The sequence below is a fragment of the Mesorhizobium sp. f-mel genome (assembly GCF_053850215.1).
In genome coordinates, this window is the sequence record NZ_JBSPTO010000007.1 from 22,414 (window position 1) to 41,284 (window position 18,871).

General features: G+C 64.5%; 17 protein-coding genes. 5 read left to right on the forward strand and 12 right to left on the reverse strand.

Annotation, left to right across the window (positions count from 1 at the left end; genetic code table 11):
* Nucleotides 1–10: 10 nt before the first annotated feature.
* From ACWUKX_RS11640 to ACWUKX_RS11660, 5 genes are all read right to left on the reverse strand, one after another.
* Entirely contained in the window at nucleotides 11–949 is a 939-nt protein-coding gene (locus ACWUKX_RS11640) for an ABC transporter substrate-binding protein (protein WP_456006807.1), read from the reverse strand.
* Between the two features lie 78 nt (nucleotides 950–1,027).
* The gene (locus ACWUKX_RS11645; RefSeq protein ID WP_065009780.1) at nucleotides 1,028–2,026 is read right to left on the reverse strand and encodes an ABC transporter permease subunit; all 999 of its coding nucleotides are present in this window, start codon (nucleotides 2,024–2,026) and stop codon (nucleotides 1,028–1,030) included.
* Nucleotides 2,023–3,567 (reverse strand): sugar ABC transporter ATP-binding protein, encoded by a 1,545-nt coding sequence (locus ACWUKX_RS11650; protein WP_456006809.1) that lies wholly within the window; start codon nucleotides 3,565–3,567, stop codon nucleotides 2,023–2,025. Before ACWUKX_RS11650 ends, ACWUKX_RS11645 begins: the two co-directional genes overlap by 4 nt.
* Nucleotides 3,567–4,943 (reverse strand): FGGY-family carbohydrate kinase, encoded by a 1,377-nt coding sequence (locus tag ACWUKX_RS11655; RefSeq protein ID WP_456006811.1) that lies wholly within the window; start codon nucleotides 4,941–4,943, stop codon nucleotides 3,567–3,569. The genes ACWUKX_RS11650 and ACWUKX_RS11655 overlap by 1 nt, the downstream gene beginning before the upstream one ends.
* Nucleotides 4,940–5,722: a DeoR/GlpR family DNA-binding transcription regulator gene (locus ACWUKX_RS11660; protein WP_029348331.1), complete on the reverse strand. Its 783-nt coding sequence runs from the start codon at nucleotides 5,720–5,722 to the stop codon at nucleotides 4,940–4,942. Before ACWUKX_RS11660 ends, ACWUKX_RS11655 begins: the two co-directional genes overlap by 4 nt.
* A 197-nt stretch (nucleotides 5,723–5,919) precedes the next feature.
* Between ACWUKX_RS11660 and ACWUKX_RS11665 the strand changes: the two genes are divergently transcribed.
* The 4 genes from ACWUKX_RS11665 (at nucleotide 5,920) to ggt (ending at nucleotide 10,830) form a co-directional block, all read left to right on the forward strand.
* Nucleotides 5,920–6,963, forward strand: a complete 1,044-nt coding sequence (locus tag ACWUKX_RS11665; RefSeq protein ID WP_095520315.1) for a class II aldolase/adducin family protein — start codon at nucleotides 5,920–5,922, stop codon at nucleotides 6,961–6,963.
* Between the two features lies 1 nt (nucleotide 6,964).
* Complete coding sequence (locus tag ACWUKX_RS11670; protein WP_456006814.1) at nucleotides 6,965–8,266, forward strand: FGGY-family carbohydrate kinase; 1,302 nt, start codon at nucleotides 6,965–6,967, stop codon at nucleotides 8,264–8,266.
* Nucleotides 8,263–9,117, forward strand: coding sequence for a TIGR01459 family HAD-type hydrolase (locus ACWUKX_RS11675; protein WP_127209088.1), 855 nt, complete (start codon nucleotides 8,263–8,265; stop codon nucleotides 9,115–9,117). The genes ACWUKX_RS11670 and ACWUKX_RS11675 overlap by 4 nt, the downstream gene beginning before the upstream one ends.
* A 126-nt stretch (nucleotides 9,118–9,243) precedes the next feature.
* Nucleotides 9,244–10,830: a gamma-glutamyltransferase gene (ggt, locus tag ACWUKX_RS11680; RefSeq protein ID WP_456006817.1), complete on the forward strand. Its 1,587-nt coding sequence runs from the start codon at nucleotides 9,244–9,246 to the stop codon at nucleotides 10,828–10,830.
* On the opposite strand, the gene ACWUKX_RS11685 is transcribed toward ggt, so the two are convergent.
* From ACWUKX_RS11685 to ACWUKX_RS11705, 5 genes are all read right to left on the reverse strand, one after another.
* Complete coding sequence (locus tag ACWUKX_RS11685) at nucleotides 10,824–11,627, reverse strand: ABC transporter ATP-binding protein (protein WP_456006820.1); 804 nt, start codon at nucleotides 11,625–11,627, stop codon at nucleotides 10,824–10,826. The genes ggt and ACWUKX_RS11685 overlap by 7 nt on opposite strands.
* A complete protein-coding gene (locus tag ACWUKX_RS11690) occupies nucleotides 11,624–12,505 on the reverse strand; it encodes an ABC transporter ATP-binding protein (protein WP_456006822.1) in 882 nt (293 codons plus the stop codon). Before ACWUKX_RS11690 ends, ACWUKX_RS11685 begins: the two co-directional genes overlap by 4 nt.
* Nucleotides 12,502–13,332: an ABC transporter permease gene (locus tag ACWUKX_RS11695; protein WP_456006824.1), complete on the reverse strand. Its 831-nt coding sequence runs from the start codon at nucleotides 13,330–13,332 to the stop codon at nucleotides 12,502–12,504. The genes ACWUKX_RS11690 and ACWUKX_RS11695 overlap by 4 nt, the downstream gene beginning before the upstream one ends.
* The gene (locus ACWUKX_RS11700) at nucleotides 13,329–14,315 is read right to left on the reverse strand and encodes an ABC transporter permease (protein ID WP_287113182.1); all 987 of its coding nucleotides are present in this window, start codon (nucleotides 14,313–14,315) and stop codon (nucleotides 13,329–13,331) included. The genes ACWUKX_RS11695 and ACWUKX_RS11700 overlap by 4 nt, the downstream gene beginning before the upstream one ends.
* Nucleotides 14,316–14,420: 105 nt before the next feature.
* Nucleotides 14,421–16,031 carry an ABC transporter substrate-binding protein gene (locus ACWUKX_RS11705; protein WP_456006827.1) on the reverse strand — a complete coding sequence of 537 codons (1,611 nt, stop codon included), beginning with the start codon at nucleotides 16,029–16,031 and terminating at the stop codon, nucleotides 14,421–14,423.
* 364 nt (nucleotides 16,032–16,395) lie between these two features.
* Between ACWUKX_RS11705 and ACWUKX_RS11710 the strand changes: the two genes are divergently transcribed.
* Nucleotides 16,396–17,586 (forward strand): M24 family metallopeptidase, encoded by a 1,191-nt coding sequence (locus ACWUKX_RS11710; protein WP_456006830.1) that lies wholly within the window; start codon nucleotides 16,396–16,398, stop codon nucleotides 17,584–17,586.
* Here the strand turns inward: ACWUKX_RS11710 and ACWUKX_RS11715 are convergent.
* Complete coding sequence (locus tag ACWUKX_RS11715) at nucleotides 17,583–18,002, reverse strand: cupin domain-containing protein (RefSeq protein WP_135934609.1); 420 nt, start codon at nucleotides 18,000–18,002, stop codon at nucleotides 17,583–17,585. The two genes, ACWUKX_RS11710 and ACWUKX_RS11715, sit on opposite strands and share 4 nt — an antisense overlap.
* Before the next feature lie 4 nt (nucleotides 18,003–18,006).
* Nucleotides 18,007–18,870 carry a phosphoenolpyruvate hydrolase family protein gene (locus ACWUKX_RS11720; protein WP_456006832.1) on the reverse strand — a complete coding sequence of 288 codons (864 nt, stop codon included), beginning with the start codon at nucleotides 18,868–18,870 and terminating at the stop codon, nucleotides 18,007–18,009.
* Nucleotide 18,871 lies beyond the last annotated feature (1 nt).

The window sequence follows — 18,871 nt, forward strand, 5'->3', positions numbered from 1 at the left end:
TTGGGAGGCCTTAGCGGGCTGCGGTCCAGCCCTTGTAGTCCTTCAAGTTCTCGGCTGTGATCAGCTGCGGGTCGAGCAGTACCGTCGCCTCGGCCGGCTTTTTGCCGGCGAGCACCTCAGCCGCCATCTGCAGCGACTGGCCAGCCATGACGTAAGGATCTTGCGAGGCCGAGGCCTTGATCATCGAGGTGCCGGAAGAGAGTTCCTTCTCGATATCGGGCGCGCCGTCGACCGCGGTGAAGATGAACTCCGAGCGGTTGAGCTGCTTGGCCGCAAGCTGGGCGCCGATCGCCGTCGGATCATTGATGGCGAACACCGCGTCGATCTTGTCGAAACGGGTCAGTAGCGACTGGAACACCTTCAGGCCGCCGTCGCGCGAGCCTTCGGCGTTCTGGTCGTCGGAGAGGATCTTGATATCCGGGTGCTTCGCCAGCACGTCCTTGCAGCCCTTGACCCGCTCCAGGATCGACGACGATGCCGGGCCGTTCAGGATGACATAGTCGCCCTTGCCGCCGGTGTGGTCGATCAGATACTGGCAAGCCGCTTCGCCGGCCTTGACGTTGTTGGTCATCACGGTGACGTCGGCGCCCGGCGCCGAAACATCGAAAGCGGCAACCACGATGCCCGCCGCCTGCGCCTTCTTCACCGCCGGTGCGATCGCCTTGGCATCGACGGCGTTGAGCATGATCACGTCGACGCCGGCGGCGATGAAGGAGTCGACCTGCGAGACCTGCTTGTTGAGGTCGTAGTCGGCCGACACCGACGTCACCTCGACATTAGGGTTGATCTTCTTGGCGGCGTCCTCGATGCCCTTGATGGTGGCGACGAAGAACGGGTTGCCGAGCAGGCCGACCGAGATGCCTACCTTGTTCAGATCCTTGGCCGAAGCCGGTGCGATGACGACGGCCGCAAGGGCAACGCCGCAGAGCAGTTTAGCGATGGTCTTCATTGTTTTCCTCCTGATGCCCCGCGCCTCTCACGGTGCGTTACATGAAACCGGGTCGTTGACGCCGGCGACTAAGGTCAATCACGTTCTTGCTCCTGCCTGGAGCCTGTAGCGGTCGAGGGCGACCGCCACGATGATGACCAATCCCTTGATGATGTACTGCCAGATGTCCGAAACACCGGCCAAGATGAGCCCATTGGAGAGCACTGCGATGATCAGCCCGCCGATCAGCGTGCCCCAGATCGAACCGACGCCGCCGACAAAGCTGGTGCCGCCGAGAATGACCGCGGCAATGGCGTCGAGTTCGTAGGACTGCCCAAGCTGCAGCCCGTTGGCCGCGTAGAGCCGGGCCGCCGACATGGCGCCGCCAAGGCCGGCCAGAAGGCCGGAAACGCCATAGACGAAGAGCAGCACCAGCGGCACCTTGATGCCGGTGAGGCGCGCGGCCTCGGCATTGCCGCCGACGGCATAGATCCAGGTGCCGAGCACGGTGCGCTTGAGCACCAGCCAGGAAAGCACCACGACCGACAGAGCGATGATGACCAGCCAGGGGATGCCGAACAGCGAACCGTTGCCGATGAAGTCGAACGGCAGGTCCGAGTTGAACACCGTGGTGTCCTGGCCGAGCAGGCGGGCGACGCCGCGCACGGCTGTCAGCGAACCCAGCGTGACGATGAAGGGCGGCAGCTTGATATAGGCGACGAGCAGTCCGTTGATGACGCCGAAGCCGAGGCCGACCAGAATGGCCGCCGGCACGCCGAGCATGCCCCACTCCGGCACCAGCGACACCATCACCGCCACCATCGCCGAGGCGGCAAGAATGGAGCCGACGGACAGGTCGATGCCGCCGGTCAGGATGACGAAGGTCATGCCGGCCGCGAGCACGATGTTGATCGACGACTGCTGCGTGACGATCAACAGGTTGGTCTCGGTGAGAAAGCGCGGGTTCATGAACTGGAAGCCGGCTGCCAGCAGGATCAGGACCGGCAGCATGCCAAGCGCGGCGAAGGCGGTGCGCAGCCGCCGGCTCCTGCCGACCGCCTGGTCACCCGCGCTGATCTCGGTTGCCTTGTCGGTCATCCCTTGGCCGCTCCCGTTGCAAGTTCCATGATTGCTTCCTGACTGAGCGGCTGGCCGGCGGATGCCATAACTTCGCCAGCGATAGTGCCGTCGCGCATCACCAGCACGCGATCGGCGACGCCGATCACCTCCGGCAGTTCGCTGGAGATCATCAGGATGGCGATGCCCTTCTTGGCGAGATCGTCGATCAGCCGGTAGATTTCGGACTTCGCCCCGACATCGACGCCGCGAGTCGGCTCGTCGAGGATGAGGACCCGCGGCTCGGTTTCGAGCAGGCGGGCGAGCAGCACCTTCTGCTGGTTGCCGCCCGACAGCGAGCCGGCATTGGCCTGCACCGAGCTGGTGCGGATGGAGAGGTCGGAAACGGCCTTGGCGGCGCGCCTTTCGGCCGTGGCGAAGTCGCGCAGGCCGCCGGCCTGCGCGTCCCTTGCGAGCACGCCCATGCTGATATTGTCGGAAATCGACATGTCGAGGAAGAGACCGAGTTCCTTGCGGTCTTCGGTGAGATAGGCGATTCCGGCGTCCAGCGCCTCGCGCGGCGAGCCGATGGCAATCGGCTTGCCGTCGAGTTCCAGCGTGCCTGATGTGTGCCTGTCGGCGCCGAAGATCAGCCGTGCGAGCTCGGTGCGACCCGAACCGACAAGGCCCGCCAGCGCCAGCACTTCGCCCTTGTGCAGATCGAAGGAACAGTCCTTCAGGAGATTGCCGTCCGACATGCCGCGCACCGACAATGCGATCGCTCGGTTGCTGTCCGGCGGGCGGTGATCTTTTTTGTAGAAGGCGGACAGGTCACGGCCGACCATCATCGAAACGAGGCGCGAGGCGTTCAGATCGGCGCGATCGAGCGTGCCGACATAGCCGCTGTCGCGCAGCACGCTGACGCGGTCGGCAAGCTGGTAGACCTCTTCCATGCGGTGGCTGATGTAGATGATGGCGATGCCCTGCGACTTCAGCGTCGCAATCACCTCGAACAGCCTGTCCGTCTCGCGCGAGGTCAGCGAGGTGGTCGGCTCGTCCATGACGATGATGCGCGCGCTGGTCGACAGTGCACGGGCGATTTCGACCATCTGGCGTTCGCCAAGCGAAAGGCTGGAGACCGAGGCGCGCGCCGAGAAGGAGACGCCGAGCCGCGCGATGATTTCCTTGGCGCGCCGATTGCACTGGTCGCGGTCGACGATGCCGAACCGTCTCGGTTCGTTGCCGAGGAAGATGTTCTGCGCGACCGTCAGGTTGGGCGCCAGCGACAGCTCCTGATAGATGACCGCGATGCCGTTGGCGCGTGCCTTGATCGGGTCGCCGGTCGCGACCGGCGCGCCGTCGATCAAGATGTCGCCGCCGGGATCTGGCCGATAGGCGCCGGACAGCACCTTCATCAGCGTCGACTTGCCGGCGCCGTTTTCTCCCATCAGCGCGTGCAGTTCACCGGCGTGAACGGTCAGCGACACATCCTGCAAGGCGCGGATCGGGCCGAACGTCTTGGAGATGTGCCGCATCTCCAGCACCGGCTGGCGCACTGTTTCGATTCGGGCAGCGGCGGTCATCACGCGCCTCCCGCTGCTGCAGCAACGATGCCTCGGTCGGCGGAAAGGCCGCGCCAGCTGTCGCGATAGCCGGCAAGCCCGGTGATGCTTGAAACACGAACAGGCTCCGGCGCCTCGGCGGCAAATTCGCGTCCAACACTCTCGAAGGCGAGAGCCGCCGCTCCAGTGGCGCTGCCCTCCAGCGTGGCGCCCTGCATGAAGGCCTGGCTGGGACGCAGCTGCGCCAGCAGGCTAGCGAGCAGGCCGCCGCTGTTCAGCCCGCCATCGACGATCACCGTGTTGTTCGAATGGATCAGGTCGAGACACAGATCGACCATCAGCGCGACGTAGAGCAGCGCCACGGCCGCGCGCTCCTCCGCGGTGGGTGTGCGCCCGACCAGTTCGCCGGGATGGCCAGGCATCGGGCCACCTGGCGCGAAGCTGGGCAGCGCCATGATGCCGGCGTCGATCACCTGCTGTACTGTGGAGCGGTCGATTGCGCCCTGCCAGCCGGCGCTGATCGTCGCGAATTCACGCCCGCCCATGAAGCGGATGGTCGGCACCGGGCCACCGTCGACATCGACATTGACCAGCATGTCGCGATCGCGATCGAGCGCGTCGAGCGGGCAGTCCGGATTGAGCACGACGACCCAGGTGCCGGTCGAGACGACCGTTACCGGCCCAAGCTCCTGGCGGCGATAGGTATGGAGCGCCGCATTGCTGTCATGGACACCGTTGTGGATGGCGATCGGCCGCGCCGCCTCGCCGAAGCGCTGCTCGCCGATGACCACGCCGGCACGCTGGAAGGCGGGCATCTGGCCGCGCCATCCTTCGGCGTCAACCAGCGAGGAGAAATCGCGCTTGCGCGGCGCCCACATATGCGAGTGGCAGCCGAGATAGGAAACCTCCGACACCGCCCGGCCACCAAAGCGCCAGCTCCAGTATTGCGGATAGCCGAGGATCGATTTCGCGGCATCGAACGTGCTGGGTTGCACCGCCTTCAGCCACAGCATGTGGCGACCATAGTTGAAGCCGAGCGGCAGGAGCGGCGAGAAAGTCTCGGCAAAATCCGGAATGCGGCGATCGATCTGCGCGGCGATCTCAGCAGGTGGCTCCTGCTCGTAGTCGAGAATAGGATGCGTCAGCGCCGCATTGTCGACCAAGGCAAAGGTGCAGCCGTGGCCCGAAACCATCAATCCTTCCACACCATGATTGTCGACCGCTTCGCCGACGACGCGAGCCGCCCATTCGTGAAGCGCTGTCTCGTCGAGCACACTGAAGTCGCCTTTGCGCGTCCAGTTCGGCTGAGTCCGGCGCTCATCGAGAATCTGCCCGTCCTGACCAAAGACGAAGAGCTTCGAGTTGGTCTTGCCGAAGTCGAGGACGGCCACCTTCACTGCAGGGCTCCAGAGGCAGAGGCGATCCGCACCATGACGCCGGCGTCTTCGAGCATGCGTGCGTCCGCATCGGACAGGCCGTCATCGGTCACCAGCGTGCCGATGCGGGACAGAGGCAGCGCGACGTTGCGCGCGTGGATCGACAGTTTGCGGCTGTCGGCCAGCACCACGATCTGGTCGGCGCATAGGCTGAGTTCGACGATGGAGCGGACCAGCAGCGGATGCGATTCCAGCACGCCCTCCGGGCCGATGCCTTGCGCGCCAAGAAAGAATTTCGACGCATAGAACGGCACGGCCTGGGTGAGCGAATGGATGATACCAGGCTCGCGATGAAGCTCACCGCCGGCGATGGTTAGGCTGCAATGACCGTGGTCGCTCAAATAGGCGATGAGCGGCATCGAGTTGGTGTAGAGCCGGATGTTGCGGTCGGCGAGCTTGGCACCGAGATGGAAACAGGTCGAACCGCCATGCACGATGACGGCGTCGCCATCGCGCACCATGGTCGCGGCGAGAGCCGCGATCTGCCGCTTGGCTTCGACTGCGAGATCGCGGTTCTCGTCATAGGGCCTGGCATAGGCGACGCCCGCCTGCGAGGCGCCATCGAGCGCCGAGATGCCGCCATAGACCTTTCGTGCTTCACCGGCCTCATCGATCTTGTCGATGTCGCGCCGCACCGTCGCTGCCGACACGCCGAGCCGCTCCTGCAGCTCGCGCACTGAGGCGAAGGGGCGATCCCGCAACAACTCGACAATCTGACGCTGGCGGCCGGAGTCGCTCAACGGATACCCTCCCGAAATGCCATTGCCACGGCAATTGGTGCAACTTACTCAACACCGATCAGATTGCAAGCTCGATTTGACTAGATAAGATCACTATTGACGTAACTTACTCGCATCTGCGATACCAGCATCACTCGTTATCCCGGCAGCGGGATATCCAAAGCCGTGGCCACGCGGCCGTTTGTGAAGGAATTTCGATGGCAAACTATGCGGATGCGCAGGAATTGGCTGCTTTGCGGTCGCTTTCGGCCAGCATCGGGCGCGACCCGCATTTGACCCAGGCCGCGGGCGGCAACACTTCGCTGAAGGCTGGCGACACGCTATGGATCAAGGCTTCCGGTACTTGGTTGAAGAATGCGCTCGCCGAAGACATTATGGTTCCCGTGGCGATCGCCCCGCTGCTCAGGGCTGTCGAACAGCGCGACCCGGCCGCCGATAAGCCGCAGGGTTTCGCCATCGAGGCGCTCAACACACGCAGGCTGCGCCCCTCGATCGAGACCACGGTTCATGCCCTGATGCCGCAGCGCGTCGTCCTGCATGTTCACTGTGTCGACACCATCTCCCTTGCCGTGCAGGCCGACTGCGAGGCTCAAATCGCCAAGCGCCTCGATGGTCTCGAATGGGCGTATGTTCCCTATCGCCGGCCGGGCCTGCCGCTCGCCCAAGGCATTGCCGAGCGCCTTCGGCCTGGGGTCGATATGCTGATCCTTGCCAATCACGGCCTGGTCGTCGCAGCCGAGACCGTTGCCGGCGCCGAAGCGCTGCTGCGCCGCGTCACAGGGCTGCTGGCGCGGCCGCCCCGCGAGGTGGCGGAGCCCAACCTTGCTGCACTGACGGCGCTCATCGGACGCACCGGTTACAGGTTGCCGGCGGATGTCGAAGCGCATGCGGCCGCGATCGATCCGGAAAGCTGCCGCATGGCGTCGGGGGGCAGCCTCTATCCCGATCACGTTATCTTTCTCGGCCAGGGTTCGGTCGTGGCGAGACCCGGCGAGGACGTGAAGCGTGTCACCGAACGGTGCGACAGTGCACCGGTGGCAATCCTGTTTCCCGGGCTTGGCGTGCTGATGCGCGGCGACGCGAGTGGCGGCGCCGACGCCATGCAACGCTGCCTTGCCGACGTGACGGCGCGGGTCGATGTCGCGGCGAAGCTGAACTATCTGACCGCCGCCGAGAACGACGAACTGATCAACTGGGACGCCGAGCAGTACCGCCAGAAACTCAATGCAGCCGGCAGTTGACATGGCGCGTTCGAAGGGCTCGCTTTCGATCGGCCCCCTTTCGATCGGCATCGACATCGGCACATCAGGTGCGCGCGCCGTCGCCATGCGCCCGGACTTTTCGATTGCCGCGCGTTCCGCCGTCCCACTCGACAGATTTGGCCAGAACGCCCCCGACCCCTCAGTGTGGTGGTCAGCGGTCGGCGCGGCGCTGACCGAACTGCTTTCAGGCATCGATCGCGCCGCGGTCCGGTCGATTGCCGTCGACGGCACTTCGGGCACGCTGCTGCCGGTCGACGGCATCGGGCGGCCGCTCGCCGAACCGTTGATGTACAATGACAAGGTCGACGACGACGCTATTCTGGCCGTGATCGCGCGCGACGCGCCGGCAGCGAGCGCAGCACTTGGGGCGACGTCCGGTCTCGCCAAGGCGCTCTGGTTCCAGCGACGGCCCGGCGTTGCCGCGGTGCTGCATCAGGCCGACTGGATCGCGGGACAGTTCTCCGGCCGTTTCAATGTCAGCGACGAGAACAATGCCCTGAAAACCGGTTACGACGTCGAGGCCCGGCGCTGGCCGGACTGGATCGCGGCGACCGGCATGCGCATGGAACTCCTGCCCCGCGTCGTCAAGCCGGGCGACATCACGGGAACGCTCTCCGCGAGCGCCGCGGATTTGTTCGGCCTGGCGCGCGACGTCGCCGTGGTCGCCGGGACGACGGATGGCTGCGCGTCATTCCTGGCGACGGGCGCTACGGCAGTTGGCGACGGCGTCACCGCTCTGGGGTCCTCGCTGACCATCAAGATCCTCTCCGACCGGCCGATCTCGGCGCCGCAGTTCGGAATCTATAGTCACCGGTTGGGAGATGCCTATCTGGCGGGTGGTGCGTCGAATTCGGGCGGCAAGGTGCTGGCGCAGCATTTTCCCCTCGCGCGCATCATCGAGTTGAGTGCGGCGATCGACCCTATGACGGAGACGGGCCTCGACTATTATCCACTTCCCGCGGTCGGCGAACGCTTCCCGGTAGCCGATCCTGCCCTGCCGCCGCGTCTGACGCCGCGGCCGGCGGACGACGCCGACTATCTGAAAGGAATGTTGGAGGGCATTGCCGAGATCGAGGCGCTCGGCTATCGCCGGCTTGCCGAGCTCGGCGCGCCTCGGCTGAACTCGGTCAGAAGTGTCGGCGGCGGTGCGGCAAACGCCGCCTGGACCGCGATCCGGCAGCGCAAGCTGGGCGTCGATTTTCTGCCGGCGCTTTCGGACGAGGCGGCCGCCGGCACGGCGCGGCTGGCGCTGATGGGCGCAATCGAAGCGGGGCTCTTGTGATTACGAAGACAGTTGAACATGTCGATGGCATCGGAGCGCTGGTCGAGCGCTATCAGGTGTTCCTGCTCGATCAGTTCGGCGTGCTGCACGATGGCACAAACCCTTATCCGGGCGCCGTGGAGGCATTGTCGGCGCTGAAACGCGCAGGCAGGACGATTGTGCTGGTCTCAAACTCGGGCAGGCGCGCGCGGCCCAACGAAGCCCGCTTGCTGAAGCTCGGCTTCCAACCAGGAAGCTGGGATCAATTTGTCTCCTCCGGCGAGATCGCGTGGCGGTCCTTTCACGAAATGGCGATATCTGGAACGCTGCGCCCAAACACAAAGTGCCTACTGATCAGCCGCGAGGGCGATCGCTCGGCGATTGAAGGCCTGCCTTTCGCGTTGACCGGTGACGGCGACGATGCCGAGCTGGTGCTGATCGCCGCCAGTGAGGGCGATCGCTATGACATCGATCACTATCGCAGACTTTTTGCACCGGCAGCAATGCGGCAGGTGCCGTGCTTCTGCACCAACCCCGACAAGATCATGCTGACCGCCGTGGGGCCTCGCTTTGGCGCTGGTCAGCTTGCGGATCTCTATGAGAGCCTCGGCGGCAGCGTCACCCGTATCGGCAAGCCCTATACCCCGATCTTCGACGCCGCGCTGGCGCTGGCGGGCAACCCGGACCGAAGCAGCGTGGTCTGTGTCGGTGACAGCGTCGAACATGATGTCGCCGGCGGAATTGGCGCCGGCGTGGCGACTGCGCTGGTCCTGTCCGGAATATTGGCTGACACCCCTGACCTGGCCGAGCTTTTCGACAGTCTGGATGCCTACCCCGATTACACCACGGATGTTTTTAAATTCGCTGATTGAGCCGTCAGTTTTCCAGGGTTGGGCGCTGCCACGGCAATGATACTGTCGGTCGTGGTGCTCGGTGGCGCAGCCCTTTGGCTGCCGGTGCCAGTTCACATCTGGTTGGTCGGAGGCTATTGATCCTGCATGCGTGATTTTCAACTCCCCGGTCGGTCGCCGGTTCGTGCGACGGAAGCGATGGCCGCGACATCGCACCCTCTGGCGACACTGGCGGCGCTCGAGATGCTGCGGTCCGGCGGTAATGCGATGGATGCAGCCGTGTGCGCGGCGGCGGTGCAGGCGGTCGTCGAGCCGCAATCGACCGGTATCGGCGGCGACTGTTTTGTCCTCTATTGTCCCAACGGCCAAGGCGAGGTTCTGGCCTTCAACGGCTCCGGCCGCGCACCTGCGTCAGCGACGGCTGAATGGTATCTGGACAGGGGGCATGTCGAACTGCCTGAGTCCGGTCCGCACGCGGTCACCGTGCCGGGCGCCGTTGACGCCTGGTACCGGCTGCTCGAGAATCACGGCAGAAAGGGCATCGACGCCGCGCTCGCACCTGCCATACGCTACGCCGAACAGGGCTACGTCGTCCAAGACCGCGTCGCCTTCGATTGGGCTGAAAGTGCTGCCTTGCTTGCCGTTGACGAACATGCCGCGCGGATATTTCTGCCGGATGGAAGGGCGCCGCAGGCTGGCGAGTTGCACCGGCAGCCGCAACTGGCCGACACCTTGCGCATCGTCTCGCGCCGTGGCCGCGCCGGCTTTTACGAAGGCGAGGTTGCGGACGACATGGTCTCGCGTCTGCGCGCGCTTGGCGGGCTGCATGCGCTCGAGGATTTTGCGGCCACGAAGGGTGAGTATGTCAGGCCCGTCGGTACGTCCTACCGAGGCTACGACATCCATCAGATGCCGCCGAACAACCAGGGCCTGACGGCACTGATCATGCTGAATGTGCTGTCAGGCTTCTCGCTAGGCGCGCTGGAACCGAACGGCGCCGAGCGCTTTCACCTCGAGATCGAGGCTGGGCGGCTTGCCTATCAGGACCGCGACAATTTCATCGGCGACCAGAACCACGTCCATGTTCCGGTTGAGCAGTTGTTGTCCAGATCCCATGCGGACCGGCTCCGCGCCGAGATCGATCCGGCGCGTGCGATGACGCATCTGCCTCGGCTTGAGCTTCAGCCGAGCGATACCGTTTACATCTCCGTGGTCGACCGCGATCGTAATGCGGTCAGCTTCATCAACTCGACCTTTGGTTCGTTCGGCAGCGGGGTGGTCGGCCCGAGCACCGGCGTCGTCCTGCAGAACCGCGGCAGCAGCTTCCGCCTGGCGGCGGACCACCCAAACCGCATCGCACCGGGAAAACGCCCCATGCACACCATCATGCCGGGCATGGTGACAGCCAAGGGCCGGGCGATCATGCCGTTCGGCGTGATGGGCGGCGGCTACCAGCCGTTCGGCCATGTCCACCTGCTCACCAATATTATCGATTTCGGCATGGACCCGCAGGAGGCGCTTGATGCGCCGAGGGTGTTTTACCGCCAGGACGCAGTGGAGGCGGAGCGTGGCGTTCCGGCCGAGGCGATCGCCGGCCTGCGCGAGCGAGGCCACGACGTGTCCATCCCAACCGAGCCGCATGGCGGCGGCCAACTGGTGCTGATCGACTGGGACAAGGGCACGCTTACCGGCGCGTCCGATCCACGCAAGGATGGTTGCGCGCTGGGTTACTGACGATCGGCCGCGCCTTGCGTGCTGGTCCGGTTCAGTTTTGGCGCTGCCGTCACCAGCGCCTTGCCGATCGTCGATTGCGGGGCACCAATGACCGCACGGGCGTTGCCGCTCTCGGCGACGCGGCCGGCGTCGAGGATGACGACACGATGGGCGATGGCGCTGATAACGCCGAGATCATGCGAAATGAACAGATAGGCGATCCGTTCCTCGCTCTGCAGATCGAGCAGCAATTGCAGGATTTGTCGGCGCACCGATAGGTCGAGCGCGGACACCGCTTCGTCGAGCACGATCAGCGACGGCTTTGTCGCGATGGCGCGAGCAATCGCGATGCGCTGGCGCTGGCCGCCCGAGATCTCGTGGATGGCGCGGCCGGCGAGATCAGTGCTCAGGCCGACGCGATCGAGCAGAGCGGCGATGCGGCGCGGGCGTTCTGATCGGGTTGCGATGCCATGGATCCGCAGCGGATCGTCGAGCACGCGCGCGACGGTGGCGCGTGGGTTGAAGGCGGCGAGCGGGTCCTGAAATACCATTTGCAGACGAGCACGCCGGGCACGCAAGGCAGCGCCGCTCAGGGACAGGAAATCGCCGCCTTCGAACTCGATGCGGCCGGCGTCCGATTCGATCAGCCGCAGCAGCAGCCGCGCGATGGTCGACTTGCCGCTGCCGGAAGGCCCGGCCAGTGCCAGCGTCTCGCCGGGCTCGATGTCGAAGGAAACATCATCGACGGCGGCGATTGTCTTGCCGCCGCGACGATATCGTTTGGTCAGGCCGGAAACAGCCAGCAATGGACGGCTCACCTCGATGCTCCTGCCGGCCGCAGCATTGGTTCGGCGTCGGGGCCGAGATGAGCGTCGAGCAGCGCTCTTGTGTAGGCGTGGCGCGGGCTAGCAATGATCTGCGCCGTCGCACCGAGCTCGACCAGCTCGCCGTGCCGGAACACAGCGATGCGCTCGGCCAGCTCGGTGGCCAGCGCGATGTCGTGGCTGACGAACAGCAGCGTCATCCCGTCCTCGGCCACCAATTGTCGGATCAGCGCGACGATCTCGGCCTGCACGATGGTGTCCAACGCGCTGGTCGCCTCATCGGCGATCAGCAGTTTCGGACCTGCCGCGATCGCGGCGGCGATCGCTACGCGCTGCTTCTGGCCGCCGGAAAGCTGGTGCGGATAGGCGCGCAAGGCGGCATCGGGATCGGACAGGCGGACGCGTTCGAGCAGGGTTTTTGCCCAAGCATAGGATTGCGGCCAAGTAAGGCGGAGATGCGTGTGCGCAACTTCCGCGATCTGCTCGCCGACCGACATCACCGGATCGAGGCTGGCCGAGGGGTCCTGGAAGACGAAGCCAATGTCGCGGCCGCCGAGGGGTGTGTGGGTGGACCGGGTAATGAATTCGGATGGCTGGCGTTCCTTCACACCCCCCTCAGAGGGGGGTGCCTTGGCACCAACGGATGGCGACGATGGCAAAAACCAGTCAAGGCAGCCGTCAATCCTGGAGGAAGCCGGCAGCAGCCCGGCGATGGCCAGCGCCAGCGTGCTCTTGCCCGAGCCGCTCTCGCCGATGATGGCGAGGCGCTCGCCGGCGGCGACATCGAGGTTGACATGTTTCAGCGCCGCCACCTCGGCGCCATCGCGGCGATAGCTCACCGTCAAATCGCGGATCGAAAGCAGTGCCGTCACGACAGGCTCCTCCTCACCGCTGTCGTTTCGACGGCGCCTTCGCCGGCGAGATAGACGCCGAGCACGGTCAGCACGAGCGCTACGCCCGGAATGATCGACAGGAAGGGCGCGGCGCGCAGCACGGCGCGACCTTCGGCGATCATGCCGCCCCAGGTCATGCGGTTCGGGTCGCCGAGACCGAGGAAGGACAATGCCGCTTCAGTAAGGATCGCCGCGGCGACGATCACCGACGACAATGCCAGCACCGGCGGCAATGCGTTGGGCAGCACTTCGCGAAAGGCGATCTCCAGCGGATGCATGCCGATGACGCGGGCGCCGGCGACAAAATCGCGCTCGCGGATCGACAGCACTTCGGCTCGCGCTACGCGCGCCGGACCGGTCCATGCGCCGAGCGCTATCGCCGCGACGACGACGCCGAGCGATGGCCCGACGACGCTGACGAAAGCCAGCGCCAGCAGGAAGCTCGGCACGGTCTGGAAGGCGTCAGTGATGCGCATAAGGACTTCGTCGACGAGGCCGCCGGTAAAGCCGGCCAGCGTGCCGACTATCGCGCCGACGGCAATGGCTGCGGCTGCCGCCGCCAGCCCGACTGCCAGCGAGGTGCGGGCGCCGTGGAAAAGTTCGGCCAGCACGTCACGGCCGAGCCGGTCGGTGCCGAGCGGCAGCGACCAGTCCTGAAAGGGCGGCAGCAATGCCGGCCCGGCAATGGCCTGCGGATCGCCGGGGAAGAACAGCGACGCCGACAGCGCCATGGCAAACAGCGCCACCAGGATGATCGCGCCGGCGATCGCTTCCGGCGCCCGAAGAAAGCGGCGAAGCGGGTTCACGCGCTCGCCTCGTTGGCGCCGACGCGCGGATCGAGGAAGGCGTAGGCGATGTCGACGAGAAGGTTTATCACGACAACCAGAACGGCGCTGGTGAGAATGATGCCGAGCAACAGCGGCGTGTCTCGCGCCGCCACTGCTTCCTGCGCCAGCCGGCCAAGGCCGGGCACGGAAAAGACGCTTTCGATGACGACGCTGCCGCCGAGCATCTGCGCCGATTGCAGGCCGAGCATGGTGACCAGCGGCAACAGCGCGTTGCGGGCAACGTGGGCGAGCACGATGCGGCGGCGGGACAGCCCTTTAGCGCGAGCGGCGAGGACAAAATCCTGTCGCCAGACCTCGGCCATGCCGGCGCGCATCATGCGCAGGTAGAGCGCGAGATAGATGAAGCCGAGTGCGGACACCGGCAGGACGAGATGGCTGGCGATATCAACCGCGCGGTCGAGGCCGGTCTTGGCCGACGCGAGGCTCTCGATGCCGCCGATCGGGAACCAGCGCAGGTCGACGGCGAAGACGATGATCAGCACCAGCCCGAGCCAAAAGCCGGGAACGGCATAGAGCGCCAGCGAACCGATCGACAGGAAACGGTCGCGAAAGCTGCCGGGCCTGGCGCCGGCATAGATGCCGAGTGCCGAGCCGAGCCCGAAGGAGAGCGCGGTGGCGCTGCCCATCAAAAGCAGCGTGTTGGGCAGGCGTTCGAGGATGACGTCGCGGATCGGCCGCGAAAAGCTCACCGATTGGCCGAGGTCGAGATGCAGCAGCGCCCAGAGATAGTTGGCCAGCCGCGTCAGCGCCGACTGGTCAAGGCCCCAACGATGGCGCAGCAGTTCGATCATGCCGGCATCGCCGCCGGTCGAGGCGATATAGGCGTCGACCGCGTCGCCGGGGGCGGCTTCCAGCAAAAGGAAAGTGCCGATGACGACAATCAGCAGTACGAAGACGCTGCCGACGAGGCGACGGCGAAGGAGGGTGAGGCTGCGGGTCATGCGGCAATCGCGCTGGGGAGGGACCCCAGCCAGTGGCGTCGCGAAGGAACTCTCATCGCCGAAGCTGAGCACCCGATTACGCGATGTGCAAGCCTGGAGAAAACGCTAGCCCGCCAAATAGGTGTCCGCCCAGTTCGACACCGCCCAGCGCGGGTTGTTGGCGACATTCCCCACCGTCTCTCTGATAACGCTGATGAAGCTCCATTCGGCGACGTTGATCAGCGGCAGGTCGGCTGTGACCTTTTTCTGAAACTCCTTGTAAAGTTCCGTCCGCGCGGCGGGGTCGAGCGTCTCGGATGCCTTGGCGATCAGGGCGTCGAGTTCGTCGTTCTTGTAGCCGCCCTGGTTGGAGAACGGCACCCCGTCGGGAATGCCGCTCTGCACGAGGATGGTGGTCGAGATCGCAGGGTCGCCGCGGAACACCGGCGGCCCGACCGCGAGGTCGAAAGCGTGGTCGGTGTAGACAGCCTTGATATGCGCGGCCGAGTCGTTGTTGACCAGCTGCGCGTCAATGCCGATGGCGGCGAGCGCCGGGCGCAAATAGTCGCCGAACTGCTTGGTCTCGTTGAAATAGGGTGCCGGCAGTAGCTTCAGTGAAAAGCGCTTGCCGTCGTCGCCTTTGCTGTAACCGGCTTCGTCGAGCAGGGCGTTGGCCTTGGCCACATCGAAGTCATAGGTCGGCACATCGGCCGTATAGAATTGCGTATCGTTCTTCGGCACCGGGCCGGTGGCTGTGGCGGCGTAGCCGAGGAACACTGTCTTGACGACGAAATCCTTGTCGATGGCGTGGGCGATCGCCTGGCGCACCTTCAGGTCGGCCAGTTCGTTGCGGCGATGGTTGATCTCGACGACAAGCTGATAGGTCAGCCCCTCATAACCCTTGGTAATCACCTTGAGACCAGGCACCTTGGAGATGCGGTCGAGATCGGCCAGCGGCACCGCGGAAAAGGCGGCGAGCTGGATCTCCTCCGCCTCGAGCGCGCTTGCGGCCGAGGTGCGGTCGGGCAGCACCTGATAGATGATCTCGTCAAGGTAAGGCTGGTCCTTGCCCCAATAATCGGCATTCTTCTCCAGCCGGTAATATTCTCCTGACTTGTGCTCGGCGAATTTGAACGGGCCGGTACCGACGGGCGCGTTGTTGGCCGGGTTCTCTTCGATCTTTCCGGTCTCGTAGATGTGCTTGGGCACCACGCTGCTCAGCGCCGGCAAGGCATTGCGGATCAGCTGGAACGGTGTCGGCTTGGCGAATTTGAACACAGCCGTCAGTTCGTCCGGCGTGTCGACCGCCTCCAGATCCTTGAACACGGTGCGGCCGAGATTCTGCAGCGGCTTCCAGATCTGCAGCGCCGAGAACGCGACGTCGGCGGAGGTGAAGGGTTTGCCGTCATGCCATTTGACGCCCTCGCGCAATTTGAACGTCACCGACAGGCCATCGGCGGCGCCCTCCCAACCTATCGCCAGGCGCGGGTCGAGCCCGTCCTTGCCCTCGAAGGACGCCTCGGCCAGCGTTTCCACGATCTTGCTCGTAATGAAGAACACGCCGTTGGAAGCGACGATCGCCGGGTTGAGGTTGCGCGGCTCCGAATCGGCGGCGACGACCAGCCGTCCGCCTTTCTTCGGCGTCTGTGCCAGACCGATGGTCGGCAGCGCCGTCGAGGTCAGAAGCAATGCCGAACCGGTAAGCACGGTGCGTCTGGAAATCGTGAAATCTGACATGATTGAACTCCGTCCCTCTCAGCCACCCGGCCGGGTGGGCCATCACCCTCGGACGCCAGACGGCCTCCTTGCAAGGGTGATTATGAGCCTTGCCGAGGGTTTCGCCAGAGACGGATTTGGCGCATCCTCATGTGGCTTTGAAAATTTCGTCCGCTGGACCAGTTACAAGAAGCGGTTCAATCCGACCATTTCTGGTAGGACCAAATTGGGCTGGTCACCGCAGTGTACGACGACGGAGGGTGCCGGAACGGCCGTTCCAAATGTTTCTGGCTGGACCAGGCTGGACAAAATAGTGCAGATTTGACCGACAGCCAGAGCATCAGAACCAAAACAGCCTCGGCCAGGGAAATTCAGGGAGAGAGAGATGAACGTCGCCCCGGGCAAGAATGCCGTCAGCACCATCCCGTTCGATCATGCCAGGCTCGATCGGCTGATGGAGGAGGCCGGCATCGATGTGCTGCTCGCTACCTCCAAGCACAACACGCAATATCTGCTTGGCGGCTACAAGTTCATCTTCTTCGCCGCCATGGATGCGATCGGCCACAGCCGCTATCTGCCGATCGTTGTCTATGAGAAGGGCGGGCCGGGCCACGCCGCCTATATCGGCAACCGCATGGAGGGCGGCGAGCACCAGAACAAGCCGTTCTGGACGCCGACCTTGCATGCCGCCTGCTGGGGCACGCTCGACGCCGCCAACCTTGCCGTCGAACACCTGACGAAAATCGGCAAGGGCGATGCCCGCATCGGCATCGAGCCGGCTTTCCTGCCGTCGGATGCCTACACGCTGATCCGCAAGGCATTGCCCGACGCCAAGCTGCTCGACGCGACTGATATGCTGGAGCGGATGCGTGCCATCAAGACGGAAGCCGAGTTGGAGAAGTTGCGCATCGCCTCTGACCTGATCACCGATTCCATGCTGGCAACTATTCACTGGGCGCGCGAAGGCACGACCAAGACCGAAATCATCGAGCAGTTGCGGCGCGAGGAGACCAATCGCGGCGCGCATTTCGAATATTGCCTGCTGACGCTGGGCGCCAGCCACAACCGCGCCGGCTCGCCACAGGCGTGGAAGAAGGGCGAGGTGATGTCGATCGACTCAGGCGGCAATTATCACGGCTATATCGGCGACCTCTGCCGCATGGGCATTCTGGGCGAGCCGGATGCCGAACTCGAGGACCTTTTAGCCGAGGTCGAGACGGTGCAGCAGGCGGCCTTTTCCAAGGTACGCGCCGGCACACTGGGCGGTGATATGCTTTCCTATGCGGAGGGCGTGCTGAAGAAATCCAAGGTTGCGCCCTATACCGATTTCTTCGCCCACGGCATGGGGTTGATCACGCATGAAGCGCCATTCCTGATGACCAACCATCCGGTGACATATGAAGGCACCTATGCCGAAAAGCCGCTGGAGAAAAACATGGTGCTCTCGGTCGAGACCACGATGCTCCACCCGACGCGCGGCTTCATCAAGCTGGAAGACACCGTGGCGGTCACCGAGACTGGCTATGTCATGTTCGGCGATCGGGGCAGGGGTTGGAACAGAGGTGGGGTGGCTTAGCCGCCGCCCGGCGGCAGCAGCCTGAAATCCGGCAGGTCGCGCAACGCCAGTTCCGGTCCGGCGGGCGAATAGACGACGAAGAGCTGCATCGGCCCATCGCCGGTATTTAGCGTTGAATGGAAGCGGCTTTCCGGCACATAGATGGTGCAGCCGGGGCCGACCTTCGCAATGACCGGATTGCCCTTGTCGTCCTCAACCATCTGCTCGCCGTTGCCTGATATGACGAAGATGATTTCCTCGGCGCCCGGGTGGTTGTGGCGCGTGTGGCCCTTGCCGGACGGCAGGTCGACGACGCCGCCGGAAAAGCGCGTCGCGCCGTTCACCTCGGGCGCCACCGTCAACGACAGTCTGCCCCAGTCGAAGCCGAAGGCGCTGACCTCCTTCGGATAGACAAACACCTTGTTCTTGTCGGTCATCGTCTCATCCCTTCTTTTTCTTTGCAACGATTGTGCCGCCAAGCGTGACGGCCTTGAAATCCGCAGTCTGCCTGGCGATCGCCGCTTCCGCCGGCAGCCGCTCCATCGAGCTTGCCCCATAAAAGCCGTGCAGGCCCTTGCAGCGTTCGAGAATGTACCGGGCGTCGTCCGGCATCGAGATCGGCCCGCCATGGCAAAGCAGGATGACGTCCTTGCGCACGATACGCGCCGCTTCAGCGATGGCGTCGATCTCCGTCAGGCAGTCATCGAGCGACTTGGCCGACGTCGCGCCGATCGAGCCGCCGGTGGTCACCCCCATATGGGCGACGATGATGTCGGCGCCGGCCTTGGTCATGGCGCGGGCCTCATCGGGATTGAAGACATAGGGCGTGGTCAGCAGGTCGAGTTCGTGTGCCGCGGCGATCATGTCGACCTCGAGCCCGAAGCCCATACCGGTTTCTTCGAAACTCTGCCGCATCTGGCCGTCGAACAGGCCGATGGTCGGAAAGTTCTGCACGCCGGAAAAACCCATCGTCTTCAGCTCGGTCAGCAGCAGCGGCATAATGACGAAGGGATCGGTGCCGTTGACGCCGGCCAGCACCGGCGTCTTCTTCACCACCGGCAGCACCTCATAAGCCATTTCCTTGACGATCTCGTTGGCGTTGCCATAGGCGAGCAGGCCGGCGGCGGAGCCGCGCCCGGCCATGCGGTAGCGGCCGGAATTGTAGATGATGATCAGGTCGATGCCGCCGGCCTCCTCGGCCTTGGCGGACAGACCGGTGCCGGCGCCGCCGCCGACGATCGGCACGCCGCCGGCAATCATCTTGCGGAATTTTTCCAGGGTCTTCTTGCGCGGTATGGCGGCCATG

Coding starts and splice junctions, on each gene's coding strand:
- ggt (WP_456006817.1), top strand. CDS start 9,244: ATGCGTGATTTTCAACTCCCCGGTCGGTCGCCGGTTCGTGCGACGGAA.
- ACWUKX_RS11665 (WP_095520315.1), top strand. CDS start 5,920: ATGGCAAACTATGCGGATGCGCAGGAATTGGCTGCTTTGCGGTCGCTT.
- ACWUKX_RS11645 (WP_065009780.1), bottom strand. CDS start 2,026: ATGACCGACAAGGCAACCGAGATCAGCGCGGGTGACCAGGCGGTCGGC.
- ACWUKX_RS11640 (WP_456006807.1), bottom strand. CDS start 949: ATGAAGACCATCGCTAAACTGCTCTGCGGCGTTGCCCTTGCGGCCGTC.
- ACWUKX_RS11705 (WP_456006827.1), bottom strand. CDS start 16,031: ATGTCAGATTTCACGATTTCCAGACGCACCGTGCTTACCGGTTCGGCA.
- ACWUKX_RS11700 (WP_287113182.1), bottom strand. CDS start 14,315: ATGACCCGCAGCCTCACCCTCCTTCGCCGTCGCCTCGTCGGCAGCGTC.
- ACWUKX_RS11670 (WP_456006814.1), top strand. CDS start 6,965: ATGGCGCGTTCGAAGGGCTCGCTTTCGATCGGCCCCCTTTCGATCGGC.
- ACWUKX_RS11720 (WP_456006832.1), bottom strand. CDS start 18,870: ATGGCCGCCATACCGCGCAAGAAGACCCTGGAAAAATTCCGCAAGATG.
- ACWUKX_RS11710 (WP_456006830.1), top strand. CDS start 16,396: ATGAACGTCGCCCCGGGCAAGAATGCCGTCAGCACCATCCCGTTCGAT.
- ACWUKX_RS11650 (WP_456006809.1), bottom strand. CDS start 3,567: ATGACCGCCGCTGCCCGAATCGAAACAGTGCGCCAGCCGGTGCTGGAG.
- ACWUKX_RS11715 (WP_135934609.1), bottom strand. CDS start 18,002: ATGACCGACAAGAACAAGGTGTTTGTCTATCCGAAGGAGGTCAGCGCC.